Below are 26516 nucleotides of genomic sequence, written 5' to 3' on the forward strand. Positions count from 1 at the left end.
GGTAAGTAAGTAAATGTTTGGACAGCAAACTCCAACATTATTGGTTATTGAAGATAGCGATGAAGATTTTGTTGCTTTACAACGCATGATGAAGGGTGCATCTCTTCCTCACCGAGTTGAACGTTGTACTGATGGCGATGATGCTTTAGACTTTCTTTATCATACTGGCAAATACATAGACAACAAAACAGCGCCCCGTCCATCTTTAATTTTACTCGACCTCAATTTACCAGGTACAGATGGACGAGAAATTCTACACCAACTCAAGCAGGATGATAGTCTGAAAATGATTCCTGTAGTGGTATTTTCTACATCATCAAATCCTAAAGATATTGAAGCTTGTTATGAATATGGTGTAAATAGTTATATTCTCAAACCAATCGATGTTCATAAATTGAAAATGACAATCGAAATTTTTAGTAAATACTGGTTTGGAGTAATCAGTCTACCTGATAGTTAAAAAGGGTAAAAAATTAAGATTAAAAACTAATTATTAAATCTAATAAAAAGCAAGATAAGATTCCCGACTCTTTAAGAAGTCGGGTATATGAACGCAATAGCTGCACATTCCATGTAAAAGAAATGCATACTAGAGAACAAATTCAGGATATCACCGATGCCTATCGGCAAGCTACGCAACGCAAACAAACACAAGCCGCATTGCAAGATGAAAGACGATTTCGCGCTATCTTTGACCAGACATTTCAATTTATGTGGCTTTTAAAACTGGATGGTACACTTTTAGAAGCTAATCAAACAGCACTGAATTTTGCCGGATTGCAACCAACAGATGTAGTTGGACATCCATTTTGGCAAGCGCGATGGTGGATGATTTCTCAAGAAACACAAACGCAATTATTTAGCGCGATCGCTCAAGCCGCAAAAGGCGAATTTGTTCGCTACGAAGTAGATATACTTGGTGCAGGAGAAATAGTCCAAACAATTGACTTTTCCCTGAAACCAGTTTTAGATGAAACCGGCAAAATCGTATTACTAATTTCTGAAGGATGGGATATTAGCGATACCTGCGGCACACTTCGCGATCGCAAACTTGCATTATCAGCCTTACGCTGCTGCGAAGACGAATTTCGCGCTTTAAGCGAAGCTTCCCCAGTCGGCATCTTTCGAGTAAATCCCCAAGGAAAATGTATCTACACCAATCCTCGCGCTCAAGCAATTTGCGGCTACACTTTTGAAGAAGCTTTAGGACATGGCTGGGTCAAATTCGTTCACCCAGAAGATCGTCAGCTTTATTTTTCTCGTTGGTTACAAGCAGTAACAGCAAATCAAGAATTCATTGGGGAAGTGCGTTCTGTTCATCGAGACGGAACTATACGTTTTTGTCGGCTGAAAACAGCTCCTATTTTTTCTGACCAAAAAGAATTAATCGGTCATGTCGGAACCGTTGAAGACATCACCGAAATGCGAGCTATAGAAAAAATGAAAAACGAGTTTATTTCGATTGTCAGTCACGAATTGCGAACACCATTAGCTTCGATTCGCGGTTCTTTAGGATTGCTTGCTTCCGGACGACTCGACAACCAACCGCAAAAAGCGCGACGCATGTTAGAAATTGCCGCGCTTGATACCGAACGCTTAGTACGTTTGGTCAATCAAGTTCTTGATTTAGAGCGACTCGAATCAGGCAAAATTGTCTTGGCAAAACATTCATGTAATGCTGCTACTTTAATGCAGCAAGCAATAGAGGCTGTGCAACCTCTTGCCGAAGAAGCCAACATCAACCTAACAGTTTTTCCCCTATCTGTTGAGATATGTGCCGATCGCGATCGCATCATTCAAACTCTTGTCAACCTGTTAGCAAACGCCGTTAAATTTTCGCCTTCAGGAAGTACTGTTATTCTGAGTGCAGAAGTTGAAAAGGACAAGGGGGAGTGGGGGAGTGGGGGACAAGGAGACAAGGAGACAAGGGGACAAGGGGACAATTCTTTCTCCCCCTCTCCTTGTCTCCCCATCTCCTTGTCTCCCCCTCTCCCCCTCTCCCCCTCTCCCACTTCCCCCACTCCCCACTCCCCACTCCCCACTCCCTATCTCCTATTCAAAGTCAAAGACCAAGGACGAGGTATTCCTGCTGATAAACTAGAAAGTATTTTTGGCAGGTTTGAGCAAGTTGATGCTTCAGACTCTCGCAATTCCTGCGGTACAGGACTAGGGCTAGCTATATGTCGCACTATTGTGCAGCAGCACAACGGAAAAATCTGGGTAGAAAGCGTTTTAGGTGAAGGCAGTACCTTCTATTTCACCTTACCGCTGTAGAAACCCGACTTCTTTGAGAAGTCGGGTTTCTGAAGGACTTAAATAAAATCTACCTTTAGATTACCACCAGCGCTAGAGGAGGAGTAGAGCCTCGCAAAGTAGGCTGATTTGACCGCCTAAAAAAATACTCCTTTGGTAATGCGACGAATTCTGCTGATTGATGACGAAGAACGTTTGAGCGAAGTAGTTCAGACTTGCTTAGAAACCTTAGGAGGTTGGGAAGTACTCATCGCTACCACCGCTAATGAAGGGTTACTCATAGCGGAAATTGAACAGCCAAATGCCATTTTGCTAGATGTGATGCTGCCGGAAATGGATGGTATTACTTTATTTCATCATCTACAAGAAAAACCTGATACCCAATCGATTCCAGTCATTTTGCTGAGTGCGAAAATACAGTTTCCCTCGAATCAATTTGCTCACTTAGGTGTAGCAGGAGTAATTGCCAAGCCCTTTGACCCTTTGAAGCTGGCAGATCAAGTGGCAAAAATCTTAGGTTGGAGTTAGGGGGAGAGACGTTCCAATGGAACGTCTCTAGGGGAATGGGTAATACAATTATTTATAATCGCTAATCTGGAATTATCTATCTATCTTTAGATATAAATTATCGTAAGTTCATAATTTGCTCAGTTTTGAGAGATAACTTTGGTTGTGCAAAGGGAAATTAAGAATATCTGCTGTAAAAGCAGTAAAAGCTTAATTGGAGGAGGGCGATCGCCTGACTCCTGGGATTAAAAAAAATTATATGCAAATAAATAAACCAATTAAGGAAGCAAGCACAAATGAATTGCCGCTAAGGGTGGAAAAAATGGCACACAAGCGACGCAGTATTCTCATCGTTGATGATTGTCACGAAGACAGGCAAACTTTCCGCCGTTATTTACACCAAGCCTCGAACTACATATATAGTGTCATCGAGTCAGAGTTTGGCGAAGAAGCGCTAGAATTGTGCAAGATTTTGCAGCCAGATTGTGTTGTAGTCGATTACTCTCTACCTGATATGGATGGTCTTGAGTTTCTTGAGAAATTGAGGAACGCAACCAATCAGGTAGATATTCCCGTGGTGATGCTGACAGCTTGCGGTAATGAAGCGATCGCTGTCCAAGCAATGAAAAAAGGAGCTACCGACTATCTCACCAAAGAACAGCTCACAGCAGAAAATTTGCAAACAACCCTTCAGCACGCTCTCGAAAAAGTAGAACTGCTGTGGAAACTCAACTTCACTCAAGAGCAATTAAAATTTCAGGCTTATATTTTATCTCAAGTAACCGATGCAGTTATGGTTGCTGAAGTCAAATTGATTGATGAAATTAAAGCGCGGATTGTCTATGTGAATGCAGCATTCACTCACATGACTGGCTACACTGCTGAGGAAGTTTTAGGTGAGACACCGAATATCCTCAACGGACTGAAAACTGATGCAAAAGTACTAGAGCAAATTCGTGATTGCATCGCTAATTATCAGCCAGTAAAGGTAGAACTAATTAACTACCGCAAAGACGGATCGGAGTTTTGGTCAGAAGTTAATATTACCCCGATGCTTGACGAATCAGGGGAATGCACTAATTTTATTTTTGTACAACGCGACATCAGCGAACGCAAAGAAGCCGAAGCAGAACGCCAACAACTGTTAGCACAAGAAAAAGCCTGTCGCGCTGAAGCAGAAGCAACCAACCGCACAAAGGATCAGTTTTTGGCAATTATATCTCATGAATTGCGATCGCCTCTTAATGCTATACTCGGTTGGACAAAGTTAATTCAAGGTGGCAAGTTAGACGACTTGGCTACTGCACGAGCACTTGCAACTATTGAGCGTAACGCCAAGTTACAAAACGAGTTAATTCAAGACCTCTTAGACTTTTCCCGCATCAGTGAAGGTAAACTTCGTCTTGAACTGTGCCCAGTTGATTTGACACAAATAATTAATGCCGCAATTGATGTAGTCCGTCCATTAGCTGATGCTAAAAGCATTGCGATTGAGTCAGCACTTGAATTTACAATCGGCGAAGTTTTCGGCGATGCCAATCGATTGCAGCAAGTTTTGTGGAATTTACTGACTAACGCTATCAAGTTTACACCAGAACAAGGACAGATTGCAATTTGGTTAGAGCGAGTTGAGTCTGAAGCCCAAATCACCGTCAGTGATACAGGCATTGGTATTAGTCCTGACTTTTTGCCAAATGTATTCGAGCAATTTTGTCAAGCTGATAACCAATATACAGCAAGGCATAAGGGATTGGGACTAGGACTTGCGATCGTCCGTAGTTTGGTGGAAATGCACAATGGTACTATTACCGCAGCGAGTGACGGTGAAGGACTCGGTGCAACGTTTACAGTTAGGTTGCCGCTTCATAATAGGGCATCATAATAAAGGGCATCGGGCATCGTCCAAGTGGGCATCGTCCAAGTGGGCATCGTCCAAGTGGGCATTGGGCATTGGGCATTGGGCATTGGGAATTGGTAATTGGTAATTGGTAATTGGGCATTGGTAATAATTCTTTTCCTTTTTCCTATGCCCGATGCCTCATGCCCCACGACGCGGCTATGCTTCAAGTCGGCAAAGCCGCGATAGCGCACTGGCTCCCCCATGCCCTATGCCCTATGCCCCATGCCCAATGCCCGATGCCCAATGCCCATTGCCCATTGCCCAATGCCCATTGCCCAATTCCCAGTCCAATATGCGATCGCTTGCTGAAATTAACGATAAAATTACCCGCAAACGTGCAGTAGTCTTAACTGTTGAAGAACTCAAAGCACGAGTTGCAGAAGTCGGCGTTACTCAAGTTGCCAAAGAAACTGATGTCATTACCACCGGCACATTTGAGCCGATGGAATCATCAGGTGCGATTATTAACTTGGGGCACACCGACCCACCAATTAAAATTCGCCGCGCTTGGTTAGATGGTGTCCCCGTATATTCCGGTTTTGGGGCAGTAGATTTATACATAGGTGCAAGCTGTGCCGTGGAAGTCACCGACGGCGAAGAAGTCCGGGAACGCGGTGGCGGACATGTAATTGAAGATTTAATCGGCGGCAAACCCGTACATGTACGCGCACAAGGACAAGTAACAGATTGTTACCCCCGCGCCACCTTTGAAACCACAATTACCCGTGAAACAATAAATCAGTTTTATTTATTTAATCCGCGCAATCTTTATCAAAATTTTATCGTGGGGGTGAATGGAGGCGATCGCCCACTTTTCACTTATCTCGGTCCACTACAACCGCGTTTGGGGAATGCAGTTTACTCTAACCCAGGTGCGATTTCCCCTTTACTCAACGACCCCGAACTACAGCTTATCGGCATTGGTACGCGAATTTTCTTAGGCGGCGGTGTTGGCTATGTATCATGGGAAGGTACTCAGCACTTTCCCTTACAAAAGCGATTGCCTAATCATACACCCATTGGTCCTGCCGCCACTTTAGCGTTAATTGGCGATGCCAAACAAATGGATGCGCGTTGGGTACGCGGTTGTTACTTCAAAAGTTACGGACCTTCCTTAATGTTAGGCGTAGGCGTACCACTTCCGGTATTGAACGAACAAGTCGTAGAACGCGCTTGCGTGACTGACAAAGACTTAGTAGCGCCGATAGTAGACTTTTCCATCCCTCGGCGCGTCCGTCCCACCTTTGGGTTAGTGAGTTACGCCCAACTCAAATCTGGGCGAGTCACTATTGAAGGTAAAACAGTGCGTGCTGCTCCCCTTGCCAGTATATATCTTTCCAGACAAGTGGCACAAGAATTGAAACAGTGGATTGAGGCTGGTACATTTACCCTGACAGAAGCAGTTTCGCCAATTCCGATGGAGCGATCGTTTTTACCCCAAGACCGCTGGACGGAGTTTTGATATTGGGTAATGGGGTATGGGGCATGGGGCATGGGGCATGGGGCATGGGGCATGGGGCATGGGGCATGGGGCATTGTTGGTAATAATTCTTTCCCCTTTTCCCATTGCCCATTGCCCATTGCCCATTGCCCATTGCCCAATGCCCACTACTGCTGCGGCTTCGGTCGTTTTATTGGCTTAGGAGCGGGTGCTTTGGGTACGGGATTTGGCATTGGCGATGACTCGCCTTTCTTGATTGGGCGGGGGGTTTCGCCGCTACTGCGTCTGGGCGGATATGGTTTTCTGCCACCACCGCCACCACGACCGCCACCGCCACCACGGAAACCGCCTTTTTCAGGTGGTCTGCGTTTTTTGGGCAAATCAGCGATCGCCGTAGCGTTTTCTATCATCAATAAATCAGCTTCTCGCTTCGCTTGGAAGTCCCAAAACTTGCCGACAGCTTTTGTACCGAGTACACCCGTCAGTTTCAACTTGAAATATTTGGGTTTGTCATCTGTCTTGCGAGGGGCTTGTTTAATCTTAACCACCAAGCTTTTAGCGTCAAAAGATTGGTAAACTACTTCACCACGAACCGAAAAACCACCATCGGCAATTTCTGATGAAGGTGTAAGAGCGCTGGTAGTTTCTGCGGATTCTGATGAAGCTTCATCAGTAGAAACTAATTCTTGTGACTTTGAGTCTTGATTTTCATCCTCTATGGAATGTTTCGCCAGGTTTTCTGGCTCCCAAACCCCGACAATTTGTAGGTGCAGTGCATCATTTTCTTGCCTTGTACGCGGATATACTACCCACAAATGTTCTTTTTCTAAATCTAAATGATTCTTAACTAAACTCATTATCCGACCAAGAAGGACGGCATTGAGTTCTACACCATCTGTAGTCAGCAGCATTCCTTGAGTGAATTGTTCATCACTAGCAACGTAGCGACCTCGGACTAAGCCGATCGCTCGATATTGCATCGGTTCGCTGGGAGGGGGAATCGGTTGCTGCCGATTGCCTAAGTTTGCATCTGAGGCAGTCTCGCTGGGTTCAACGGAAGAATTCTCAGGTTTAGAAACTTGGACTGGTTTTTCAACTTGATTTGCTGCTTCTAGGCTAGTTGGCTCTTGATTAGAGGCAGATTTGGACGGTTCGGACGACGGCATCAGGTCGGAATTCATATAAACTCCTTGCGGCGGAGACACATCCCATTGTGGGATTTTACTAAGGCAGCTGAAAAGAGCGTTTGTGCGGCGCTTAAAAGTATATTTCTTTCAAGTTAGCCACGCGAAAGAGCGCTCTGTGTGATACTCTAAACGCTAAACTTACCATTTAGATACTAAATGTGTAATTTAACGCTTTTACACTAGTTTCGGCAGCTTAACATAGCTACAATTTCAGAGGATTTCCCCTCAAGTCATCACCTACTTTAGCAGTGTAAATTGCTAATTGTTATAAATTTCACAGCTAAATACCCGTATTCCGCAAACTTTTTAAAATTTTTAAAGGACGGTTTTGTGTCTCAACAAGGCAATCGTTGGATGGTTAAAGTAGTGCTGTTGCTGGCAGTAGTTGCTTTTGTCGGGGTTTCTCTGGTTCCCTTAATTACGGCATTTAATGATACGCAACGCCCAACTCAAAACACCAGTAGCGCCAAAGTCGCCACTTCGCCTGCTTCTGACCCAAAATCAAAGGTAGAAGACGAAGTACGGGGTTATGAATTAGTTTTGCAACGCGAACCAGAAAATCAAGCCGCGCTTAAAGGGTTATTACAAGCTAGGTTACAGCTGCTGAGTCAAAAAGGAAAAGGTGAAATTCAACCAGCTGACATTCAAGCGGTAATCGAACCTTTAGAAAAATTAGTCAAGCTAAATCCAGAACAAACGAAATACGCGGTGCTACTAGCGCAAGCAAAACAGCAAATAGGCGACAAAGAAGGAGCTGCTCAAGCTTATCGTTCTGTTTTGGCAACGAAACCAGGGGATATCGAAGCTTTACAAGGCATGGTGGCTCTTTTGTTATCTCAAAAACGCCCGGAAGCGGCGATCGGTTTGCTGCAAGATACGCTGACTACCTCAACCCAGGCAAATAAAATTCAACCGGGAAGTGTGGATGCGATCGCTGTCCAAGTACTTTTGGGCAACGTCTACGCTTCCCAAAAACGCTACACTCAAGCTTTCTCTATTTACGAGCAAGCAATTAAAAGCGATGCTAAAGATTTTCGCCCGGTTTTAGCAAAGGCGTTGCTCGTCAAAGAACAAGGCAAAATTGAAGAGGCAAAACCTTTATTTGACAAAGCTGCCACTTTAGCCCCCGCTCAATATAAAGACCAAATTAACCAACAAGCAATAGCCTCACCCAGTCCGACGGCTTCTCCGACACCGTGAGGGGGAGAGGGGGGGAGGGGGAGATGGGGGGAGGGGGGGACAAGGGGACAAGGGGACAAGGGGACAAGGGGACAAGGGGGACAACTAACCACTATCCACTAACCACTATCCACTAACCACTATCCACTATCCACTAACTCCTAACTCCCTTCGATTGCTGCCATTACACCAAAGACGATAAATAAGCATCCGCCAATTAGGGTAAGTTGGCGTTCGGAGATTCGTCCGGCGATCATTCGTCCACAACTTACGGCAATGACTGCACAAATAGAATGTCCTAATATGGCACCGACGGTTACGCCAAAAGGGTTATTGCTAGCGGCTAGAGCAATGGTGGCAAATTGTGTGCGATCGCCCCACTCTGCCATAAATGTTAATACAAAGGCTTCTATTATAATTGACAGTGGCGTTTTTTTCTTGGGCAGTTGCTTCTCTGCTTGTTCTACCGCCTCTTTAGCCTCTCCTACTACTTCTGCATCACAACTCAAAGCCGACATCCGATTCGCGTCATACAGCAGTTTGATACCAAAGCCGATAAATAAAACAATTTCTGCGTAATGAACGTAAAGTTTTGGCAAGAAAGATACTGCTTGCCCCGCTACCACAGAAATTATTGTCATCGCAGCTAAAGCCGCTGTCACACCGATTAATACCAGCCGTCGCGAGTGCCGCATCGCTAAAATTGCGGCGATAAAAAAAGTTTTATCTCCTAATTCGGAAACTGTAATTAATAATAAACCTGCGGTAAAAGCTGTTAGCACTCTCTCAAGCTCCTAAGGATTTTTTTCCTGTGTGGAGCTAAATGAGAGTTACGAAACTTCACCGAACTCCACACTTTTTTGTGTGAACTCAGTGAAGGTCTCGCTTTCAAATATCTAAATACTTGCCATCTGAACCAGGCTCATCGCCAGTATGTTGATTCAGATGCGCTGGCTTTCTTTAAAGTCTTTTTGCCAGCAGCTACTCCCCTTCTATGCGAATGTGATTATACATCTATTCCAGGTACAAGTCAACAAAGGAAAAATGAAGAAGTTTGAATAATTTCGTTTTTGTATAACGGTATTGGGCTGCGTGGTGCTTACTGAGGTAAAAACTCATCATTTGTCACTTCTGCTAGCTCGTATGGACACATCACAGGAAAGGACTCTACTGGCAAATTAGTTTCGGCTTTTGCTTGCTTAACTGCTTGTGCGTAACACTCTTTAAAGACGCTTTCAAGATAAGATTTGAGACTAGGCGAATCATCTAGAGCTTCTTTAACACGTCTACGATGCTCAATGATGCTTGCTTCCCAGCTACCGCTTTGCTTTTGCGGCTGAAACTGCCATTTGAGCAAATGCACCAAAATTACAATAAAATTACTCTTGAGGCTCCGACGCTCACTTTTTCCCATGTCGGCAATTTCCTCGATCAGGTTCTCCCAGTCTACGTTTGCGTAGTCCTGACTTTGCAATTTTTCCACAGTCGTTTCTATCCATTGCAAGTAGTCAGTATCATATAGCGTTTGGGAATGCGTTTTTAAGAAAGACATGGCAGTTTTTATCAAATTAGAGTGATTGTAGTTTGTGTAAGCGCGATACTCCGAAGGAGTCGCTTCTCCTGACGGAGACGCTACGCGAACGCGATCGCGTAGCGCGCCCTGTTGCCCAACCGTTCTGAAAGAACGGTTGCCCTGTCACTTTTTGTGACAGGGGAGGGGTTTTCTTGAAAGAAAACCCCTCGGCAACATACGGGCGATCGCAACGCTACAAAAGCATTTTGCTATTTTGTCCATAAAACTACTAACAGTTCAGCATCAAGTCAGAAGTGACTGCAAAACTCAACCAGTAGCGATCGCAACCAGCTATGAGCAATATCCCGACTCTTTCGTTCATGCCACATCATGCAGACCTTAATCGATGACTGCTCGAAGGGAAGTTCAGTCAGATGCAATGCAAGTGCGAATGGACTGCGTTGAACACTCCGATAGTTGATTGCGGCAATCAGATCGGAGTTTGCAAGCACGGATGGAGCGAGGGCAAATTGATTCACCGTCATCACAATTCGGCGCTGCAAGCCTTTTTCCTGCAAAGTGCGATCGACAAATCCCGTCGCTTCCCCCGTGAGGGTAATCAGCAGATGATTCGCACCCACAAATTGTTCCAATGTCAACTTCCGCTTGGCTAGCGGGTGTTCTTTTCGCATTCCACAGACGTAGTGGTCGGTGAATAGCTGCTGAGTTCGCAGTCGAGATTTCGAGGATGAAATTGCGCCGATCGCCAAGTCAATTTCGCTTTGCTCCAATAATAAAGGAGCATCGATATTAGTACTGGGCACAATTCGCACATTGATATTTGGCGCAGTTTGTTCCAGTCGCTGAATCAATGGAATGGCAAATAAGCTGGCGACATAATCATTCATTGCCAGCGTGAATGTGACAGCAGAAGTAGCTGGATCGAAACTAGAAGGCTCTGTCACCTGTCGAATTTCTGCCAATCCATTCCGAATCGGAATCCACAGTTTCATTGCCTTTGGGGTTGGTTTGACACCGCTTTGGACTTTGATAAATAAGTCATCACTAAAGGCACGACGCAGACGAGTCAGCGATTTACTCACCGCAGGTTGCGTCATCGAAAGTTTGTCCGCAGCGCGAGTCACGTTCAATTCTGACATCACCGCATCGAAGACAAGCAGCAAATTCAAGTCCAGGGACACATTATGCTTCTCAGGCATAATTATCATATACATTTTTCATTAGACAGCATAACGTATCCCGCTTACTGTGGAAACGTGAGGAATTACAAAGCCGCTCAAAGCAAGGGGTAAAAGAAATTCCAACCGTTTTTTTGAAACATCAAGCGAGGTTGTTATGACACTGCATAATAAGACAGTTGTAATTGTCGGTGGCAGTAGTGGAATCGGTTTTGAAACCGCAAGATTAGCACTTCAACAAGGCGCAAAAGTCACGATTTCTGGGCGCTCTGAAGAAAAACTTTCTAAGGCTCGATTAGCTTTGCTAGGTGATGTGAAAACGGTGGTAGCGGATGTAGCGAATGAAGCATCAGTACAGGAAATTTTTGCTGGACTCGATCGCGTCGATCACGTGTTCATTCCGGCAGGTGGTTTGAGTGTTGGTAAGATTCTTGACACTGACCCGAATGAGTTTCGCCAAGGTTTGGAAGAGCGGATTTTTGGGGCGTTGTATGTGGTTCGTGCAGCAGCTCCCAAACTGTCGAAAGAGGGATCGATTACGCTCATGTCTGGTGTGCGTGCCGATCGCCCTACTCCTGGAACCACAATGACCACCGTGGGAGTAGCGGCAGCTGAAGCCTTGACTCGCAGCCTTGCATTAGAATTGGCTCCGATTCGGGTGAATGCGATCGCTCCCGGTTGGATAGATACGCCGCTGGTCAGCAATGTGTTGGGTGATAACTACGACACCACAATCAATGCTGTGATTGAGAAGATTCCCGTCAAGCGCATCGGTAAACCCGAAGATGTGGCACAAGCTGTGACGATGCTGATGACAAATTTATTCATCACTGGCGAAGTTTTGCACATTGATGGTGGTGAACGCTACATCTAAGGCAAGCATTTCAATCAAACGAATCATACTCAGAGAAATTTATGTTTCTAATCACTGGTGCAACGGGTAACAACGGACGTGAGATTGTCAAACAATTGTTAGCAGCAGGGCAATCTATTCGGATACTGATTCGCGATCAAAAGAAGGCAGCAGACCTGAAGGCGTTGGGTGTTGAAATTGCAACGGGCGATTTCGACCATCCAGAGAGGCTAGAGCAAGCGTTACAGGGCATTGAAAAAGCATTGCTTTTATCAGCGAATACTCCACAGCAAGTTGAACAAGAACAAAATTTCATTAATGCGGCAAAACGAGCACGAACAAAGCATATCGTCAAGTTCTCAGCAGCAGGTGCGGATATTGACTCATCGATTCTCATCCTTAAGTGGCATAGTCAAGCGGAACAGTATCTTGAGCAATCCGGTATCGCTTTTACACATCTGCGACCCACATTTTTTATGCAAAATTTGTTGCAATTTGCAGCACCGACTCAAACCGAAGTGTATTTGCCGTTTGCCGATGCGACGATCGCAATGGTGGATATACGAGATATCGCAGCGGTCGCAACAGCTGTACTGACTGAAAACGGTCACGCAGACAAGGCTTATACGATTACAGGGTCAGAAGCCCTGACAATGAATCAAGCCGTCGAACAAATCTCGCAAGTACGCGGCAATCTTCTCAAGTATGTTGCCGTACAGCCAGAAAACTTCAAACAAAGACTTATGCAATGGGGACAGTCAGAATGGTTTGCGGATGCACTGACAGAACTCTTCACGCCGATCGCGCACGGTTCGCAGTCTGCAATCACCACAGCGATCGCTGATGTAGCGAAGAAACAACCCGTCACATTTAATCAATTCACCCAAGATTACGCATCGGTTTTTAAAGGCTAACTCTCGCACCTCAGGTATAAAAACATGACAATTATCAACAAAACAAAACCTACCGTTTTAATCATTGGTTCTACCGGACAAATCGGACGACTTATTATAGAAGCGTTGAGCCAAACGTCCGAACTTCAAGTTCGCCTTTCTTCCCGCAGACTCGAACAAGTTGAGACACTCTGCGCTCAGGGGCAGGATGTAGTTTACCTGGATTTAGATGATCCACGCACGTTTGCTGGCGCACTAGCAGGGGTAGATCGCCTCTTCTTGCTGACAGGGTATACGGTAGCGATGCTTGTGCAGAGCAAGACTTTGATTGATGCTGCGAAGAAAGCAGGTGTGCAGCATATTGTTCATCTGGGTATTTTTGGCGAGTGGGACTGTACCGATCCGCACTTCGCATGGCATCAGATGATTGAGCGCTATATCGAAGCCAGTGGCATTGCTTGGACTCACCTTCATCCAAATTATTTTATGGAAAATTTGCTAGGTATTGCTCCTTTAAAGGATGGGGCATTTTCAATGTTTTGTGGTGATAGACGTTTGGGTTGGATTGCACTCAAGGATGTCGCTGCGGTTGCTGCAACTGTGTTGCACGAAGGTTCAGCAAAATTCGGTGGTAAAGACTACTGGATGAGTACAGAATCCCTTAACGGTGCAGAAGTTGCTGCCATCTTAAGCGAAGTGCTAAAACAAAAAATCCGCTGTGATTATAAGCAACCCGACGATCTGCGGGAACTGCTGATGTCAGGTAAGATTCCTGTGGAGCCAAATTATGCTGAAGCGGGTGTAGAGTTTATGCGTCAAGTGATGGATGGTCGTATGGGCTACATCGGTAGTGTCCGCGATGATGTGCAATTTGTCACGGGTAAACCCTCAACATCCTTCAAGCAGTGGGCAATTGAAAATCGCGATCGCTTGCTGCCAAACAACTAAGTCATTCAAATTACTAATAAACGTCCTCAACTATACTATAGAGCCTTTCATCTGTCCGCTTTTACTACTCAGCTTTTTTGAGCTTTTCCATTAACAAAGCTTTTATCTCGCTGTCAGGATCAACAAGATCAAAGGGATAAGGTTGCTTTGTAGAAGGGTCACTACGACTCATCAAAACTTCCAATGCTGCGCGAAATTCTTCCTCATCATTTCTATGTTTGGAAATATACTGCTTTAGTTCAGTGTTTGTCATTTGGTGTAAGTTCTGCGTCATAGAACAAAGTCCCAATTTCCATCTTGATCAATTATGACTGCAATTTCATCAGTTACACCAGCCTGAATATAGAGCGTTTTCAACTTTTGGTCGTAGCGGAAAACTTGGATGGGCTGATAGAAAGCGCGACACTAACTGGCAAAGATATATCGCTGTATCCGATTGTTTCTGTCTCGGCAACTAACAACTTCAAACAAACACACCAACCGTAGCTTATCAGAAAGGATGTAATGCGATCGCTCCACAAAAACAAATGAATTCCTGCCGCACTCATTAAAGTTGTAAGTAATCTAGACAATAACTATAAGGTAATAAAAAACGTGCAGAAATATTTTATCCCCTTGCCAAAGAATTAATCGCACGCATGGAATTGGGATTACTTAAATAATTGTTGTGATAGTCGTATATTAAAGCTTCGACACCAGTAGTTGCTGGGCAGTCAGGTTAATTTGTGGAAAATTTTGCGATACAATTGCTTGATTGCCAGTAAATATTGTTTGATTGTAAACTGAACCAGCTAGCAAGTAGACTGTTACCTTGTCTTCTAACGGGTCAACAATCCAATATTCATTAACACCAAAAGCTGCGTATTCTAATGTTTTGATATTATAGTCGCGGTCAACAGATTCGGGAGATACGACTTCAACAATAAGTGGTGGTGCAGTTCTAAGAATAGCCGATTTATTTTCAATGCAAGCAGCTTGCTGTTGAGTCATAACCAATATATCGGGTCGCCTAATTTGTTTGTTGGTCATGACTTCGACACCATTGGAACGCGGTTCTAACGTTAGTCCCAGTCGTTGTTTTTCCAAAATAAACTGAAATAACACGAACGTGATGATTGCTTCGTGATTGCCAGTACCGGGAGGCATCTCTACCAACACCCCGTTTTCAAGTTCGTAACGCTTGTCTGTGCCATCATCGTAGGTTAGATACTCCTCAACCGTCATTTTTAAAGGTGTTTGGGACATAATTGCCTCCTAATATATAGTTAGTGGGCGTCTTTAACAGCGGATGTCCTGTAGAGACGTTCCATCGGAACGTCTCTACAGTGTAAATATTTTAGTATTTTCGCTCTTTTGGCTCAAACATGGTAATCGTCACCGGGCGATATTGAATATCAATTCCCGCAGGTGAATAATAAGCTAGTGTGTGTCTGAGGAAGTTTTCATCATCGCGTTGCGGATAATCTTCGCGGAAATGGGCACCACGACTTTCTTGGCGATTTAAGGCTGAGGAAAGAATTGTTTGTCCTACCACCATTAAACTTCGCATTTCCAAGGCTTCGACAATTTCTGTATTCCAAGAATTGCCTTTGTCATCTAAGTATATTTGCGAAGCTTTTTCTTGTAATTCTTGTATTTTTTCTAAGCCTTGATGCATTAATTCTTGGGTGCGGAAAACGCCGCAATATTCTGTCATACAATCCTGGAAGGCTTGACGCACTTGGTTAATGCGATACTGTCCAGGCTGATCTAACAAAGCTTGAATTTGTTGCTTTGCCTCTTTGATGTAACTTTGCTCGTCTACTGTGGGTAACTTGCGGTTTTGCACAAATCGAGCGATCGCACTTCCAGTTCTCTTTCCATAAACCACGCACTCCAACAGCGAATTACTACCAAGACGATTCGCACCATGTACAGATACGCAAGATGTCTCCCCAGCAGCAAAAAACCCCTCAACAAGCCCTTCGCCACTACTGCGGACTTGACCATCGGTGTTAACTGGGATACCACCCATACAATAGTGAATGGTTGGACGTACTGGCATCGGTTGCGTTACCGCATCAACACCAACTAAGCGGTGTGCTTCTTCCCAACAGAAGGGAACGCGGCTCATAATTTTTTCTTTGCCCATGTGACGCAAGTCGAGATAGACAAAGGGTCCGCCTGCACTACCATTAAGATGAACGCCACGACCGGCGCGAATTTCATAAGCGATCGCTCGCGAGGTAATATCACGAGGGGCAAGTTCCATCCGGCTGGGTGCGTAATTCGCCATAAAGCGATCGCCCTCACTATTAATCAAATAAGCGCCTTCGCCCCGCACCGCTTCAGAAATCAGCACCCCGACGGGATATAATCCAGTGGGGTGGAACTGGACAAATTCCATATCTTGGAGTGGCAAACCGGCGATCGCTGTCATCGCCAAACCATCACCCGTAGAAGCGTAATCGTTAGAAGTGGTGTTATAAACGCGACCATAGCCCCCTGTAGCAAACATCACCGCCTTAGCTCGCACCACCTCTATTTGCCCATCCAAAAGGTGGTACATCACTACACCTTTCGCCTGACCTTCTTCTAATATCAGGCGCATTACGTACCACTCTTGATAAATTTGCACACCGTAGCGGCGCAGGTTATTTACCAATTCGTGCAAAATTGCGTGACCGGTCTTATCGGCAGCGTAACAAGTGCGATTGTGAGAATGTCCGCCAAAAGCGCGTTGGGCAATGCGACCATCATTTAAGCGAGAGAATAAAACACCCATGTGTTCCAAGTCAATCACTACATCTGGCGCTTCACGGGTAAGAATTTCTACCGCGTCTTGGTCTGCCAAATAATCCGAACCCTTGACAGTATCGAAAGCGTGTGCTTCCCAGCTATCTTCTGTATCTACGTTTCTCAGCGACGCTGCCATCCCACCTTGGGCAGCTACCGAGTGGGAACGAATCGGGTGAGTTTTCGCCACCACAGCTACATTCAAGCTAGGATCGGTTCTGGCAATTTCCACTGCTGCGCGACATCCTGCCAATCCCCCCCCGATAATAATCACATCATGCTCAAGCATATATCAGCCCCCGACGGCAAAAAGAACTGTTGTTCTATTGTAAAGACATCAAAAAAAATTCCCTGCCAATAGACAGGGAGGTTAGTAGTATTTGTAGGGTGCGTTACGGATTTTATCCTAACGCACACCAGACATGATGGATAATGCGTTACCAAGGTCAAGAGCGCAACAGACCCTAAAGCGAGAACATCCACACCGCTTTAAGCCGGACTCTACGTATGTTTCGACAACTCCCCCAGGACAGCTATAGTATTTTCAAATTACTTAAAGTGATTAGTTAAAGTAAATTAGAGAAATAAGAAAAGACCCCTACCCGAAAATAAGAATCTTTTGCGACTACTTGAGATTACACCAATACATAAATGTTCAACAAGTCAAGCGCTTGTGCTAAGTGTATCTTAGCTTTATGCAAGTTAAGCAGTGCTTCTTGGTCGTAGCGATGGGGATACTCTAAACGCTTTGCTTGCATCGTTGCTTTAATTAATGCAGCTTGCTGATCTGTAGGTTGTCCCATCTGATCTAACGCTTGCCCTAAATCCTGATAACCTTTAAAGGTCATTCTTGTCAGTCCTTCCCCTTCCTTCATCTGACGCAAGGCAATAGCCGCAAAGGTCAACAAAGCGTCAATCCAAGCAGTTTTATAAGCAGGGTTGCCCAGTGGCTTAAGTCCGTACTGCTTGCACAGTCCCTTAAGTTCCCCTAAAGTTTTGATTTCCAATTCAGAACGTGTAAACATGGAATTGTCCATTTTAAAAAGGTGGATATTGGTAGGGGAGAACCGTGCAAAGTATTCCCCTGCCAATTAATAATTAATTCACGCGAACTCGCGTTAATCAATATATATTTATATTTCTTAATCAATGCCTAACCCCAAGGGGAACCCAGACAATCTGCAACCATTTACCACAACTAGAGATGAACCGCTTAAAGCGCAACTGACAATAAGAATTCCTGAGTCAGTAATGGCGCGTCTTAAAACAATAGATGATTATCGAGAATTCTGTAGACAGGCTATCTATAAAGCTCTGAGCGAACTAGAGAGTAGTGAGGATGAAATTACTTAAAGTAATTTACACAAAACACTATAGCCAATAAATATCATTCTTGTCAGTCCTTCCCCTTCCTTCATCTGACGCAAGGCAATAGCCGCAAAGGTCAACAAAGCGTCAATCCAAGCAGTTTTATAAGCAGGGTTGCCCAGTGGCTTAAGTCCGTACTGCTTGCACAGTCCCTTAAGTTCCCCAAGGGTTTTAATTTCCAATTCGCTTCGAGTGAACATAAAATGATAATGTCCGTTGATTGTTGTTAATGGATATTGGTAGGGGAGAACCGTCCAAAGTATTCCCCTACCAATTAAAGACTCTATACGTATGTTCACTAACGTTTCAAATTTTCTTCATATTTCTTAATTAATGCCTAACCCTAAAGGGAATCCTGAAAGTTTAAAAGGACATGGATTTAAAACTGATAGAGATAAACCACTAACAGGGAGGTTAGCCTTTAGGGTGACAGAGGAAGTAGAAGCGAAAGTAAAATCTCTCGATAACTATCCAGAATTCTGTAGACAGGCTATAGCTAAGGCTTTGAGCGAATTAGAGGGTAGTGGTGATGAAATTACTTAAAGTAATTTACACAAGGTACTACCACCATTATTTACCTACCAAGTACCAACTATAATGAAAAAATACCAACCTTAAGAATTATTTATTACCAATTTATTTGGTATTAATATATAAACAATAAATAAAAAAATACTCCTATGATTTAGGAATCATAATCAACCCCCCAACTGCAAAAAGAACTGCTGTTCTAAGGACATCAAAAAAAATTCCCTGCCAATCGACAGGGAGATTATTTGGATTAAAGGTGAGGAGTTAGGAGTTAGGAGTTATAAACGCTCCTCCTACTCCGTTCTCCTAACTTCTAACTTATTCTCAGCTGGTTGCTTCTACAGGTTGTTGCTGGGAAACGTTACCGGGTATTGGTTCCATTTTTGTTCCTGCGTCTACAGGAGACAATTCAATATGATTTAACAATGTAGTCACGAAGGCAAAAAGCAAGAAAGGCAACGATAGCAAAACAACAAGTCCAACTGTAGCTAAAGCATAAACGGGTCGTCTGGCACCCATCAGCGCCAAGGCAGCAGCTAAACTAATAGTGATGGTGATTAACCAAACAATTATTTGCCCGTAGATATCGCCAAAGGTCAGGGTACAGACAAACCGATACTTTTGAATATTATTTATGTTCACCATAATTGCCTCCAGTTTCTCCTACTAGGTTCTACGTTAGAGCCATGTTTGGATACTTGACGATTTCTAAATATTTTTGCAAGCTTTGTAATATCACTTTACAATTCTCATTATTTTTCTTATCTAAGGATAGATTTATGAAAGTTGATAAATTGGTAAGTCTTTTAAGAAAACAGAACTCGACTACACAAACAAACCGCGCCTGCGGGGTAAAAGCAAATTTGAGGTATATTATTTAAAAGTCTTACTAACTTATAAATTTCTTTTAATATTTGATTTGTATCAAAAGCTTTTTCAAATCGGTGATATCAGTTAGCTTATCTTGGTTAAGTTGGAAAATAGGCATTGTGGGAACTTTAATCCAGGCTTGACCTTATTTGATATTAAGCGATCGCATTCCTCAAAAGCAATTGCGATCGCTTTTGAGGTGAATGCATACAAGCAACGTTACAGCACAGCAATGCGCTTATGTGCAATGATAATATAAACTAGCCCCATAAATGTTGTGAGATGAGCGCCAAATGGTATTAACTGCACAGCAACTAGAAGCAATGATGCCTGACGCAAGTCAGTTATACAGCGATGAGCCGGAAATGGAAAGTTCCCTCCACTATATGCAGCTATTGCTGCTTGTCACTTGCTTAGATTGGCTGTGGCGCGACAAAAATGATTATTTCATCGGTGCTAATCTTACCATTTATTTTAGTCGCCAACAACTGCGAAATCGTGATTTTCGCGGTCCCGATTTTTTCTTAGTCAAACAAACTCAAAAGCGTCCCCGCAACTCTTGGGTAGTTTGGGAAGAAGACGGCAAATATCCCAATTTGATTATCGAATTATTATCGACTAGCACTGCCGACACAGACCGTAATTTGAAAAAAAACCTGTATCAAAACTCTTTCCACACACCAGAATATTTCTACTTTTCACCTGACACGTTAGAATTTGCAGGATTTAGACTAGTTGGAAGTGAATATAAAGAAATTACTGCCAATAACAATGGTTGGCGCTGGAGTCAGGAGTTAAGCTTGTATTTGGGTCTCGACTCCGGCAAACTGCGCTACTTTACCGGTGAAGGTAGTTTAGTGCCAACACCCCAAGAAGCTGCATTACAGGCACAATTAGAGTTAGAACAAGAACGACAACGCGCTGAACATTTGGCTGAAAGATTAAAATCGCTTGGCATTGACTTAGACTAAATAAGCAACTATTTCAACTTAAATTCATCAAACTTTACAATTTGCGAATTCGGTTTGCGAATATCAAAACGATAGCTGCTAATTGTCCCCGTTCCCGTGTCGAAAATGCTAAAAACAGTGATGTCATTACTAGCAATATACGGCAAAGGTTTACCATTTTCACCTAACAGTGGGGCAATCGAGGGTATAATTGGTTCTAAATCATTTGGATCGCCAACTTCCGCATAATCTTCTTGATATCCAATTGGCACTTTTCGCTTGTTTTCACCCCAGTGGGCACCGTAAGAATTACCAACATTAGATGTTTCCAAAAAGTGCATTCCCGATTGACTAACAAAGCGGTTCCACAAATGCGAATGCCCATAAAATACAAATTGCACTTTCGCCGCTTCTAGTAAGGGTATAATATCCCGAATAATATAATCTGCATTTTTGGGATATTCATAACGCACTGCTTTAATATTAGCATCTTCATCGCGTTCAATTATCTGCACTGGATCGGTATATGCAGGAACAACGTTACCACCCAAAGAATGAGGTGGATGATGCAACATGACAACTTTGTATTTTGCTTGTTTAAACTCAGGACTATTTAGTTCTTGCACTAGCCAATTATATTGCTTGCTATTTTTAGCGATCGCCTCATAAATATGCTGTCCGTAACCCCAATTTTCACTTGTTTTTAAATCAGCATCTCGTTCCCGATACCTACCTTTTGCGTCTGCATCCATGTTAGGAAATCGCCACATATTCGTCGCGTAAAGTACTACCAAACGCACATCACCAAAGCTAGTTGCATAATAAGTTTTGCCACCTTCTATACTTTGCGGTAGGGTGAAAATCTCTTCGTAAGTATCGGTGTTAAAAGAATTATCTTTCAGAGATTCCCCATACAACTTTTGGGCTACTGTACGGGGAATCGTATCATCAAATTCATCATTTAAACTTTCTGTTCTGGCACGTCCCATAATTTCATGATTACCAATGCAAGTAAACATTGGTGTATGTTGAATTATTTGCCCGCCAGTGTAGGATGTATTATCTATTTTATAATTAGCACGACCTTGCAAACACGGAAAGAAAGCACCACCGCGATTATCATCAAACCATTCGCTAGCGCGATCGCTTACATTTACCAAATCACCTGCAAACCAAACTGCATCCACTCGTCCAACCGTCTCCACCATCTTTTGCAGATTTGCCGCTACCATCGGCTTGATTTGATGGTCGGAAGTAAGTAAAATTTTCAGAGGTGTACCTGGTTTTGGCGAAGGTGCAAGAGTAAATACATCGCTGCTAACGCTTTCGCCATCTTCCCGCACACTCGTGACGCGGTAAGGAATCCGTACACCGCAAGTTAAACCAGTAACCTCAGCTTCATGTCGCCAAATATCGCGTTTGACAGGTTGTTGATATTCAGTTTGATTTGCTACTTGCGAGTTTTGGTCTTCCCGCGTGCGACTGAGTTTAGTTGTGGTAGCAACAACTATTTTATCGAAATTTTCGCCATAGGTGACTGTGTGTTGACCGGCAAACTCGGTAAACCAAACAACTCGTACTGAAGTTTCAGTAGGTAGTTGTAGAAACGGATCGGTTAGTAGCTGGGGTGCAGATGTCATACCGATTTGGGATTGGGAATTACTAAAAAACTGTAGCTAGGACATTGCCCACACTACAGCTTACACTGCTTTGTAAATATTTACTTTATCAATCGGAGCGGCGGGATTCGAACCCACGACCTCCACTACCCCAAAGTGGCGCGCTACCAAGCTGCGCTACGCCCCGTTAATTTGATTTTGGATTTTAGATTTATCCAATTTTGAATCTAAAATCAATCAACTTAACTTTGCCATTATAGCATAAGTTATAAAGAAAAACAATAACGAATTGATTCAAAATACTTTCAGCGTTGCAGCGGCTTGCTGCAAGCCAGCAACAGCGTCAGCATTCCATTTACCTTCTACACAACGCCCTGTATTGAGGATAAAGCGCAAGCTGTAGGCGTCGGGATAGCCTTCAACTTCCATCCATAATAAATCGCTTTCGGCTTCGCAGGCGATTTTCTCTTCATCCATCAATTCGCCAGCTAATTGCTTCATCGTGTCTGCTAGCTGCGCTAGTAACCGACAAAAGTCATTTAATTCGGCTTCGGTTAACTCGATCGCCCAATCATCTGTACCCACCAAACCTTTAAATTCAGGTGCATTAGGATTCCAGCCAATACGCCAATCAGATCCACTTTTTATTAATTGGGCATGGGGCATAGGGCATTGGGCATTGGGTATAAATAATATAATAATTCTTTTTCTAGTCCCTAATCTCTAGCCCAAGCGTCCCTAATTCCTGGGGGTAAAGATGTTGACTAAGACTTGCACTAAGGCGTTTCGCTGACTAATGTTAAGACGGGAAATGGCTGCTTTGTCGCCTTCTAAAGGATTTTGCCGTAAAGTATCATTACCGGGATACGTCGTCACATACATAACTTCATTTGCACCGAGGTAATCAGCCAAAGTTAACTTCCAATCTAATCGATAATTTGGCGCACGTTCTTTTACATAAACATGATACCTGAGCAAGCGACTTGCTAGAGTATTGTTTTCGGCAACTTTGCCAGATTCTTTGCTGATGTATTTATTTTCTCGTGGAAAGTCGGGCAATTGCTGATATACTTTTTGCCAAACTTCACCCGGACTAATTCTTTGGGCTATAGCGGGTTGGATATTAAGTAAATTTGTGTGAATTATGCCCTGTCCCGAACCGAAAACAAGCAAACTCACTACCATTAAGGCAGTGAGTGCTTGCAAGTACGGTTGAATGAACGATGATTTTTTGCTCATCCTACCTTTCTGGAGGCGTTTTTTATTAAAGAAAGAGCGGTAATATAGAGCATTGAAGTTTCACAGTAAGTACGCCACCGTTTATAAAGGGTACATAATTAGTCCTAGTCCCCAGTCCCTAATCCCTAGTCCCTAGTCCCTTCATAATTCGCCAATAATTTCTGGCTGAGTAAGTTCATCAGACATCTCGATAATTGCCCGAAGTACTGGCTTCATCATTATATCTTCATTATTTTCAAAGTCTTCATAACGCCGGCGTTTGGCACGATTTGCCACCTGAACCGTGATGCGGTAGCGATTTGAAGCTGCACTAATTAGATCCTCAGCACGGTGCATAATTTGGGACTGAGTTGTCTCGAATTTAGAACGCTTTAGCATAGTCGGTGGTTCTTGGGGTCTTCCCCAGTTTAGCAGCACTGATAGATATACTGCTCTGTTGATAGAGGTTAATAGGATGATTGTCTATTTATAAGTAGTTTGTAACACCAAATTAATTAATCAAAGCGATCGCATGGCTAATCTTGTGGAAACTGCTGTCCAAGCCGGAAACTTCAACACCCTCATTAAAGCCGTTAAAGCTACCAAACTCGATGAAGAAATTCTCAATACTCCTGGTTCCTATACAGTCTTTGCACCGACTGATGAAGCTTTTGCCAAGCTACCCGAAGGAACTTTAGATGCGTTGCTGCAAGATATCCCCAAGCTAAAAAAGATTGTCGCGTATCATGTCAGTTTTGGCGATGTTAGGTCTGACGACTTAGCGCAAATTGAAGAAGCAGAGACGGTTGAGGGTTCTGTTTTGGCGATCGAGTCTGCTGACGGCAAAATAAAAGTCAATGATGCCAATGTCCTGAAAACTGACATTATCACCGATAATGGCGTAATTCATGTTATTGACCAAGTGTTAATGCCTGCTATGGTTGCTGGTTCCTAAAATGTTTGCTCTGGCAAGGAATGTAGTTATAAAAATTACTTGCCCTCACAAACCCGGTTTCTGTAAGAAACCGGGTTTCTGCGTTTTTTGCGGTAATTTTAAAATAAATTGTATCAATTAATACCAAAAATTATCCCAAAGATAGATGTAATTAGCTCACAAAAATTAATACTATCAATGCTGTTTGTTATAAAAATTCATGAGTTCGCATTGCAGATACTGCTTATAAAGCTTGGTCTTTAGATGAAGGTTGTCAAGATTACATGGCATCTTCCTAACTAAGACATTAAAGCAGCTCAAAAAGCAGTAATCTGCGCTGTCAACTGCTATGCATTTTTTTACAAACAAATACCGTAAATTAACTAATGGAGAATCTACTCATGGCAGCCGATTTAAATGCAACTATCTCAGCCTTAAAGAGTGGTATAACTTCTATTCCAGCTGATGCAGCGGTAAGCAACATTGAAAGCTGGGAAAATGAACTTAAGGATGCTGCACCGGAAATTGCTAGCGCTTTAGCTCAACTCAAAACGGCTCTATTAAATAGTAGCGCTACTCCTGACTCACTAAGTCAGCTGTTAAAGAGCCTTGGTGAAAAAACTTCATCTGCTGGTGCTGGTAACGCGCAAGCTGAAGAGTTAGGTTCTCTGCTGAAACAAGCAGGTAGTTCATTAGGTTAGATATACAGGTAATGGGCATTGCGAAGGGGGCATTGGGCATTGGGAATTAAAAAAGCGGCTTTTCGTGATGGACGAATAAATAGGATTCTTTCCATCCCCCATGCCCGATGCCCAATGCCCCATGCCCCATTAGCAACTATTACCCATTACCTATTACTAAATAAAGATGGTGGGCATTGCCTACCATCTTTATTTATTGTTTAACCTACACCCAAAATGCAGGCATTGCGTGGAGGAAGAGTCAAAGAAAGTTGCTTATCTCCCTCATTAGTCCACTCAACTTCAGCGGTGCCAAATAAAAGTTTGTCCGGTTGAGATTGCAGATTTACAGATTCTAAATTGGCTTTTGCTTCCGCAGTACCAACGTTAACTGCAATTATTAATTCCTCGGTTCCCAAAGTTCGCGCAAAGATGTAAAGTGCTCCTTGAGCGTACAAGACTCGGTAATCACCTGTACGCAAACATGGGTAAGAATGGCGTAAAGCAATTAACTGACGGTGAGTATTGAGGATTTCGCGATTCCATTTAGCTTCTAAAGGAAATCCACGACGCGAGTCAGGATCGATCGCACCAAGTAAACCAACTTCATCACCATAGTAAATGCTGGGCGCACCGGGAAAGGTTAATACTAGTAAAGTTGCTAAATCTACACTCGCAACATCACCACCAGCAATTGACATCAATCTTGCTGTATCGTGACTCGCAAGCAAATTTAGTTGAGTTAGTTGAATTTCCCAAGGATAAAGTTCCAATAATTCTTGGATTTTTTCAGCGTACTCAGCCGCAAATAAGGGTGGATAGGGTTTGTAGTCGCGACTTTGCACTTGTTCTAAGTCTACACGATCGCCTGCGGCAAAAGCGATCGTCGGTCCGGCAAACAAGTAATTCATCACTCCGTCAAATTGCGTACCATCCAACCACTCGCGGGAATCTCCCCAAACTTCCCCGACTATATATGCTTCGGGATTGATCGCTTTAACGCGATCGCGAAATTCTTGCCAAAAACCAGGAGTTTTTATTTCAAACGGCACATCTAACCGCCATCCGTCAACGCCTAATTTAATCCAATATTCGGCAATTTCCATGATATATTCCCGAACTTCCGGGTTATCGTGGTTAAATACTGGCAAGGCTCGATTTCCGCCCCAACCTTCATAATTTGCCGGATACTCACCGTTGTAAGGCGAAACGGGCCAGTCTTCAATTTTAAACCAATTTACCCAAGGCGAATGAGGACCATTTTCTAAAACGTCGTGGAAAAAGAAAAAGCCGCGACTCGAGTGATTGAAAACTCCATCCAAAACAACTTTGATATTGCGATCGTGCGCTGCGTCTAGCAATTCCTTAAAAGCCGTATTGCCCCCCAGCATCGGATCTACCTGATAATAATCGTGGGTATGATAGCGGTGATTGCTAGCCGATTGAAATATGGGCGTAAAGTAAATAGCGTTAATGCCCAAATTTTGTATATAGTCCAGTTGCTCTATAATACCCCACAAATCCCCCCCTTTGTAACCTTGGAGTGTAGGCATTGCTTCCCAATCTTCCCAACGTGCTTCATGCAAAAGCCGTTTGCGTGGCTGTTTACTTATCGCAAAGCGATCTGGAAAAATTTGGTAGAAAACTGCATGTTTAACCCAGTCTGGTGTTTGAATATCCATGAATCGCTCAATATAC

General features: G+C 43.5%; 35 protein-coding genes and 1 tRNA gene. 16 read left to right on the plus strand and 20 right to left on the minus strand.

The window, feature by feature from the left end; translation table 11 throughout:
• Positions 1-13: 13 nt before the first annotated feature.
• From AABK37_RS14150 to AABK37_RS14165, 4 genes are all read left to right on the plus strand, one after another.
• Positions 14-460, plus strand: a complete 447-nt coding sequence (locus AABK37_RS14150) for a response regulator (protein WP_432552201.1) — start codon at positions 14-16, stop codon at positions 458-460.
• A 122-nt stretch (positions 461-582) separates the two neighbouring features.
• Complete coding sequence (locus AABK37_RS14155; protein WP_432552202.1) at positions 583-2274, plus strand: PAS domain-containing sensor histidine kinase; 1692 nt, start codon at positions 583-585, stop codon at positions 2272-2274.
• A 132-nt stretch (positions 2275-2406) separates the two neighbouring features.
• Positions 2407-2781 carry a response regulator gene (locus AABK37_RS14160; protein WP_432552203.1) on the plus strand — a complete coding sequence of 125 codons (375 nt, stop codon included), beginning with the start codon at positions 2407-2409 and terminating at the stop codon, positions 2779-2781.
• A 238-nt stretch (positions 2782-3019) separates the two neighbouring features.
• Entirely contained in the window at positions 3020-4642 is a 1623-nt protein-coding gene (locus tag AABK37_RS14165) for an ATP-binding protein (RefSeq protein ID WP_432552204.1), read from the plus strand.
• Here the strand turns inward: AABK37_RS14165 and AABK37_RS14170 are convergent.
• Complete coding sequence (locus AABK37_RS14170; RefSeq protein WP_432552205.1) at positions 4611-4760, minus strand: hypothetical protein; 150 nt, start codon at positions 4758-4760, stop codon at positions 4611-4613. The two genes, AABK37_RS14165 and AABK37_RS14170, sit on opposite strands and share 32 nt — an antisense overlap.
• Between AABK37_RS14170 and AABK37_RS14175 the strand changes: the two genes are divergently transcribed.
• A complete protein-coding gene (locus AABK37_RS14175) occupies positions 4753-5004 on the plus strand; it encodes a hypothetical protein (RefSeq protein ID WP_432552206.1) in 252 nt (83 codons plus the stop codon). The genes AABK37_RS14170 and AABK37_RS14175 overlap by 8 nt on opposite strands.
• Positions 4953-6122 carry a homocysteine biosynthesis protein gene (locus AABK37_RS14180; protein ID WP_432552247.1) on the plus strand — a complete coding sequence of 390 codons (1170 nt, stop codon included), beginning with the start codon at positions 4953-4955 and terminating at the stop codon, positions 6120-6122. The genes AABK37_RS14175 and AABK37_RS14180 overlap by 52 nt, the downstream gene beginning before the upstream one ends.
• On the opposite strand, the gene AABK37_RS14185 is transcribed toward AABK37_RS14180, so the two are convergent.
• Positions 6093-6269: a hypothetical protein gene (locus AABK37_RS14185; RefSeq protein ID WP_432552207.1), complete on the minus strand. Its 177-nt coding sequence runs from the start codon at positions 6267-6269 to the stop codon at positions 6093-6095. The genes AABK37_RS14180 and AABK37_RS14185 overlap by 30 nt on opposite strands.
• The gene (locus tag AABK37_RS14190) at positions 6269-7282 is read right to left on the minus strand and encodes a hypothetical protein (protein WP_432552208.1); all 1014 of its coding nucleotides are present in this window, start codon (positions 7280-7282) and stop codon (positions 6269-6271) included. The genes AABK37_RS14185 and AABK37_RS14190 overlap by 1 nt, the downstream gene beginning before the upstream one ends.
• A 336-nt stretch (positions 7283-7618) precedes the next feature.
• On the opposite strand from AABK37_RS14190, the gene AABK37_RS14195 reads away from it, so the two are divergent.
• A complete protein-coding gene (locus AABK37_RS14195; RefSeq protein WP_432552209.1) occupies positions 7619-8488 on the plus strand; it encodes a tetratricopeptide repeat protein in 870 nt (289 codons plus the stop codon).
• A gap of 140 nt (positions 8489-8628) precedes the next feature.
• On the opposite strand, the gene AABK37_RS14200 is transcribed toward AABK37_RS14195, so the two are convergent.
• From AABK37_RS14200 to AABK37_RS14210, 3 genes are all read right to left on the minus strand, one after another.
• Positions 8629-9249: a TMEM165/GDT1 family protein gene (locus AABK37_RS14200; RefSeq protein ID WP_432552210.1), complete on the minus strand. Its 621-nt coding sequence runs from the start codon at positions 9247-9249 to the stop codon at positions 8629-8631.
• A 317-nt stretch (positions 9250-9566) separates the two neighbouring features.
• Entirely contained in the window at positions 9567-10019 is a 453-nt protein-coding gene (locus AABK37_RS14205) for a DUF29 domain-containing protein (protein ID WP_432552211.1), read from the minus strand.
• A gap of 269 nt (positions 10020-10288) precedes the next feature.
• Complete coding sequence (locus AABK37_RS14210; RefSeq protein WP_432552212.1) at positions 10289-11200, minus strand: LysR family transcriptional regulator; 912 nt, start codon at positions 11198-11200, stop codon at positions 10289-10291.
• A gap of 136 nt (positions 11201-11336) precedes the next feature.
• Between AABK37_RS14210 and AABK37_RS14215 the strand changes: the two genes are divergently transcribed.
• Genes AABK37_RS14215 through AABK37_RS14225 form a run of 3 tightly spaced genes read left to right on the plus strand, consistent with a single transcriptional unit; the run spans position 11337 to position 13873 of the window.
• A complete protein-coding gene (locus AABK37_RS14215; protein WP_432552213.1) occupies positions 11337-12053 on the plus strand; it encodes an SDR family oxidoreductase in 717 nt (238 codons plus the stop codon).
• Between the two features lie 41 nt (positions 12054-12094).
• Positions 12095-12946 carry an SDR family oxidoreductase gene (locus AABK37_RS14220; RefSeq protein ID WP_432552214.1) on the plus strand — a complete coding sequence of 284 codons (852 nt, stop codon included), beginning with the start codon at positions 12095-12097 and terminating at the stop codon, positions 12944-12946.
• Between the two features lie 24 nt (positions 12947-12970).
• Complete coding sequence (locus AABK37_RS14225; protein WP_432552215.1) at positions 12971-13873, plus strand: NmrA family NAD(P)-binding protein; 903 nt, start codon at positions 12971-12973, stop codon at positions 13871-13873.
• Between the two features lie 64 nt (positions 13874-13937).
• Here AABK37_RS14225 and AABK37_RS14230 read toward each other — a convergent pair whose 3' ends face one another.
• From AABK37_RS14230 to AABK37_RS14255, 6 genes are all read right to left on the minus strand, one after another.
• A complete protein-coding gene (locus AABK37_RS14230) occupies positions 13938-14147 on the minus strand; it encodes a DUF6887 family protein (RefSeq protein ID WP_432552216.1) in 210 nt (69 codons plus the stop codon).
• A complete protein-coding gene (locus AABK37_RS14235; protein ID WP_432552248.1) occupies positions 14144-14230 on the minus strand; it encodes a hypothetical protein in 87 nt (28 codons plus the stop codon). The genes AABK37_RS14230 and AABK37_RS14235 overlap by 4 nt, the downstream gene beginning before the upstream one ends.
• Entirely contained in the window at positions 14227-14445 is a 219-nt protein-coding gene (locus tag AABK37_RS14240; protein ID WP_432552217.1) for a hypothetical protein, read from the minus strand. The genes AABK37_RS14235 and AABK37_RS14240 overlap by 4 nt, the downstream gene beginning before the upstream one ends.
• A gap of 109 nt (positions 14446-14554) precedes the next feature.
• Positions 14555-15118: a Uma2 family endonuclease gene (locus AABK37_RS14245; RefSeq protein ID WP_432552218.1), complete on the minus strand. Its 564-nt coding sequence runs from the start codon at positions 15116-15118 to the stop codon at positions 14555-14557.
• Between the two features lie 91 nt (positions 15119-15209).
• Positions 15210-16937 carry a succinate dehydrogenase/fumarate reductase flavoprotein subunit gene (locus tag AABK37_RS14250; protein WP_432552219.1) on the minus strand — a complete coding sequence of 576 codons (1728 nt, stop codon included), beginning with the start codon at positions 16935-16937 and terminating at the stop codon, positions 15210-15212.
• A 346-nt stretch (positions 16938-17283) separates the two neighbouring features.
• A complete protein-coding gene (locus AABK37_RS14255; protein ID WP_432552220.1) occupies positions 17284-17673 on the minus strand; it encodes a hypothetical protein in 390 nt (129 codons plus the stop codon).
• A gap of 124 nt (positions 17674-17797) precedes the next feature.
• Between AABK37_RS14255 and AABK37_RS14260 the strand changes: the two genes are divergently transcribed.
• Positions 17798-18001 carry a hypothetical protein gene (locus AABK37_RS14260; RefSeq protein ID WP_432552221.1) on the plus strand — a complete coding sequence of 68 codons (204 nt, stop codon included), beginning with the start codon at positions 17798-17800 and terminating at the stop codon, positions 17999-18001.
• Here the strand turns inward: AABK37_RS14260 and AABK37_RS14265 are convergent.
• Positions 17998-18315 (minus strand): hypothetical protein, encoded by a 318-nt coding sequence (locus tag AABK37_RS14265; RefSeq protein ID WP_432552222.1) that lies wholly within the window; start codon positions 18313-18315, stop codon positions 17998-18000. The two genes, AABK37_RS14260 and AABK37_RS14265, sit on opposite strands and share 4 nt — an antisense overlap.
• 34 nt (positions 18316-18349) lie before the next feature.
• Between AABK37_RS14265 and AABK37_RS14270 the strand changes: the two genes are divergently transcribed.
• Positions 18350-18559 (plus strand): hypothetical protein, encoded by a 210-nt coding sequence (locus AABK37_RS14270; RefSeq protein ID WP_432552223.1) that lies wholly within the window; start codon positions 18350-18352, stop codon positions 18557-18559.
• Between the two features lie 312 nt (positions 18560-18871).
• On the opposite strand, the gene AABK37_RS14275 is transcribed toward AABK37_RS14270, so the two are convergent.
• Positions 18872-19192 (minus strand): hypothetical protein, encoded by a 321-nt coding sequence (locus tag AABK37_RS14275; protein ID WP_432552224.1) that lies wholly within the window; start codon positions 19190-19192, stop codon positions 18872-18874.
• A gap of 518 nt (positions 19193-19710) precedes the next feature.
• Here AABK37_RS14275 and AABK37_RS14280 point away from each other — a divergent pair.
• A complete protein-coding gene (locus tag AABK37_RS14280) occupies positions 19711-20388 on the plus strand; it encodes a Uma2 family endonuclease (RefSeq protein ID WP_432552225.1) in 678 nt (225 codons plus the stop codon).
• An 8-nt stretch (positions 20389-20396) separates the two neighbouring features.
• Here AABK37_RS14280 and AABK37_RS14285 read toward each other — a convergent pair whose 3' ends face one another.
• The 5 genes from AABK37_RS14285 to AABK37_RS14305 form a co-directional block, all read right to left on the minus strand.
• The gene (locus tag AABK37_RS14285) at positions 20397-22007 is read right to left on the minus strand and encodes a metallophosphoesterase family protein (protein ID WP_432552226.1); all 1611 of its coding nucleotides are present in this window, start codon (positions 22005-22007) and stop codon (positions 20397-20399) included.
• A 92-nt stretch (positions 22008-22099) separates the two neighbouring features.
• Positions 22100-22173 (minus strand) — tRNA-Pro (locus AABK37_RS14290).
• Between the two features lie 107 nt (positions 22174-22280).
• Complete coding sequence (locus AABK37_RS14295; RefSeq protein WP_432552227.1) at positions 22281-22652, minus strand: DUF1818 family protein; 372 nt, start codon at positions 22650-22652, stop codon at positions 22281-22283.
• A 72-nt stretch (positions 22653-22724) separates the two neighbouring features.
• A complete protein-coding gene (locus tag AABK37_RS14300) occupies positions 22725-23225 on the minus strand; it encodes a hypothetical protein (protein WP_432552228.1) in 501 nt (166 codons plus the stop codon).
• Between the two features lie 141 nt (positions 23226-23366).
• Positions 23367-23603: a DNA-directed RNA polymerase subunit omega gene (locus AABK37_RS14305; RefSeq protein ID WP_039741965.1), complete on the minus strand. Its 237-nt coding sequence runs from the start codon at positions 23601-23603 to the stop codon at positions 23367-23369.
• Positions 23604-23736: 133 nt separating this feature from the next.
• Here AABK37_RS14305 and AABK37_RS14310 point away from each other — a divergent pair, with 133 nt between their 5' ends.
• The 3 genes from AABK37_RS14310 (at position 23737) to AABK37_RS14320 (ending at position 25043) form a co-directional block, all read left to right on the plus strand.
• Positions 23737-24159, plus strand: coding sequence for a fasciclin domain-containing protein (locus AABK37_RS14310; RefSeq protein WP_432552229.1), 423 nt, complete (start codon positions 23737-23739; stop codon positions 24157-24159).
• 380 nt (positions 24160-24539) lie between these two features.
• Positions 24540-24839, plus strand: coding sequence for a hypothetical protein (locus AABK37_RS14315; protein ID WP_432552230.1), 300 nt, complete (start codon positions 24540-24542; stop codon positions 24837-24839).
• Between the two features lie 18 nt (positions 24840-24857).
• Entirely contained in the window at positions 24858-25043 is a 186-nt protein-coding gene (locus AABK37_RS14320; RefSeq protein ID WP_432552231.1) for a hypothetical protein, read from the plus strand.
• Here AABK37_RS14320 and AABK37_RS14325 read toward each other — a convergent pair.
• Complete coding sequence (locus tag AABK37_RS14325; protein ID WP_432552232.1) at positions 25040-26500, minus strand: glycoside hydrolase family 13 protein; 1461 nt, start codon at positions 26498-26500, stop codon at positions 25040-25042. The two genes, AABK37_RS14320 and AABK37_RS14325, sit on opposite strands and share 4 nt — an antisense overlap.
• Positions 26501-26516 lie beyond the last annotated feature (16 nt).

Origin of the sequence: Tolypothrix sp. VBCCA 56010 (assembly GCF_050875635.1) — a bacterium.
Taxonomy (GTDB): domain Bacteria; phylum Cyanobacteriota; class Cyanobacteriia; order Cyanobacteriales; family Nostocaceae; genus Hassallia.

Coding starts and splice junctions, on each gene's coding strand:
- AABK37_RS14155 (WP_432552202.1), top strand. CDS start 583: ATGCATACTAGAGAACAAATTCAGGATATCACCGATGCCTATCGGCAA.
- AABK37_RS14295 (WP_432552227.1), bottom strand. CDS start 22,652: ATGCCCCATGCCCAATTAATAAAAAGTGGATCTGATTGGCGTATTGGC.
- AABK37_RS14275 (WP_432552224.1), bottom strand. CDS start 19,192: ATGGTGAACATAAATAATATTCAAAAGTATCGGTTTGTCTGTACCCTG.
- AABK37_RS14250 (WP_432552219.1), bottom strand. CDS start 16,937: ATGCTTGAGCATGATGTGATTATTATCGGGGGGGGATTGGCAGGATGT.
- AABK37_RS14305 (WP_039741965.1), bottom strand. CDS start 23,603: ATGCTAAAGCGTTCTAAATTCGAGACAACTCAGTCCCAAATTATGCAC.
- AABK37_RS14165 (WP_432552204.1), top strand. CDS start 3,020: ATGCAAATAAATAAACCAATTAAGGAAGCAAGCACAAATGAATTGCCG.
- AABK37_RS14180 (WP_432552247.1), top strand. CDS start 4,953: ATGCGATCGCTTGCTGAAATTAACGATAAAATTACCCGCAAACGTGCA.
- AABK37_RS14255 (WP_432552220.1), bottom strand. CDS start 17,673: ATGTTTACACGTTCTGAATTGGAAATCAAAACTTTAGGGGAACTTAAG.
- AABK37_RS14280 (WP_432552225.1), top strand. CDS start 19,711: ATGGTATTAACTGCACAGCAACTAGAAGCAATGATGCCTGACGCAAGT.
- AABK37_RS14325 (WP_432552232.1), bottom strand. CDS start 26,500: ATGGATATTCAAACACCAGACTGGGTTAAACATGCAGTTTTCTACCAA.
- AABK37_RS14310 (WP_432552229.1), top strand. CDS start 23,737: ATGGCTAATCTTGTGGAAACTGCTGTCCAAGCCGGAAACTTCAACACC.
- AABK37_RS14220 (WP_432552214.1), top strand. CDS start 12,095: ATGTTTCTAATCACTGGTGCAACGGGTAACAACGGACGTGAGATTGTC.
- AABK37_RS14245 (WP_432552218.1), bottom strand. CDS start 15,118: ATGTCCCAAACACCTTTAAAAATGACGGTTGAGGAGTATCTAACCTAC.
- AABK37_RS14170 (WP_432552205.1), bottom strand. CDS start 4,760: ATGCCCAATTACCAATTACCAATTACCAATTCCCAATGCCCAATGCCC.
- AABK37_RS14150 (WP_432552201.1), top strand. CDS start 14: ATGTTTGGACAGCAAACTCCAACATTATTGGTTATTGAAGATAGCGAT.
- AABK37_RS14230 (WP_432552216.1), bottom strand. CDS start 14,147: ATGACGCAGAACTTACACCAAATGACAAACACTGAACTAAAGCAGTAT.
- AABK37_RS14215 (WP_432552213.1), top strand. CDS start 11,337: ATGACACTGCATAATAAGACAGTTGTAATTGTCGGTGGCAGTAGTGGA.
- AABK37_RS14205 (WP_432552211.1), bottom strand. CDS start 10,019: ATGTCTTTCTTAAAAACGCATTCCCAAACGCTATATGATACTGACTAC.
- AABK37_RS14285 (WP_432552226.1), bottom strand. CDS start 22,007: ATGACATCTGCACCCCAGCTACTAACCGATCCGTTTCTACAACTACCT.
- AABK37_RS14190 (WP_432552208.1), bottom strand. CDS start 7,282: ATGAATTCCGACCTGATGCCGTCGTCCGAACCGTCCAAATCTGCCTCT.
- AABK37_RS14315 (WP_432552230.1), top strand. CDS start 24,540: ATGGCAGCCGATTTAAATGCAACTATCTCAGCCTTAAAGAGTGGTATA.
- AABK37_RS14260 (WP_432552221.1), top strand. CDS start 17,798: ATGCCTAACCCCAAGGGGAACCCAGACAATCTGCAACCATTTACCACA.
- AABK37_RS14270 (WP_432552223.1), top strand. CDS start 18,350: ATGCCTAACCCTAAAGGGAATCCTGAAAGTTTAAAAGGACATGGATTT.
- AABK37_RS14210 (WP_432552212.1), bottom strand. CDS start 11,200: ATGCCTGAGAAGCATAATGTGTCCCTGGACTTGAATTTGCTGCTTGTC.
- AABK37_RS14300 (WP_432552228.1), bottom strand. CDS start 23,225: ATGAGCAAAAAATCATCGTTCATTCAACCGTACTTGCAAGCACTCACT.
- AABK37_RS14225 (WP_432552215.1), top strand. CDS start 12,971: ATGACAATTATCAACAAAACAAAACCTACCGTTTTAATCATTGGTTCT.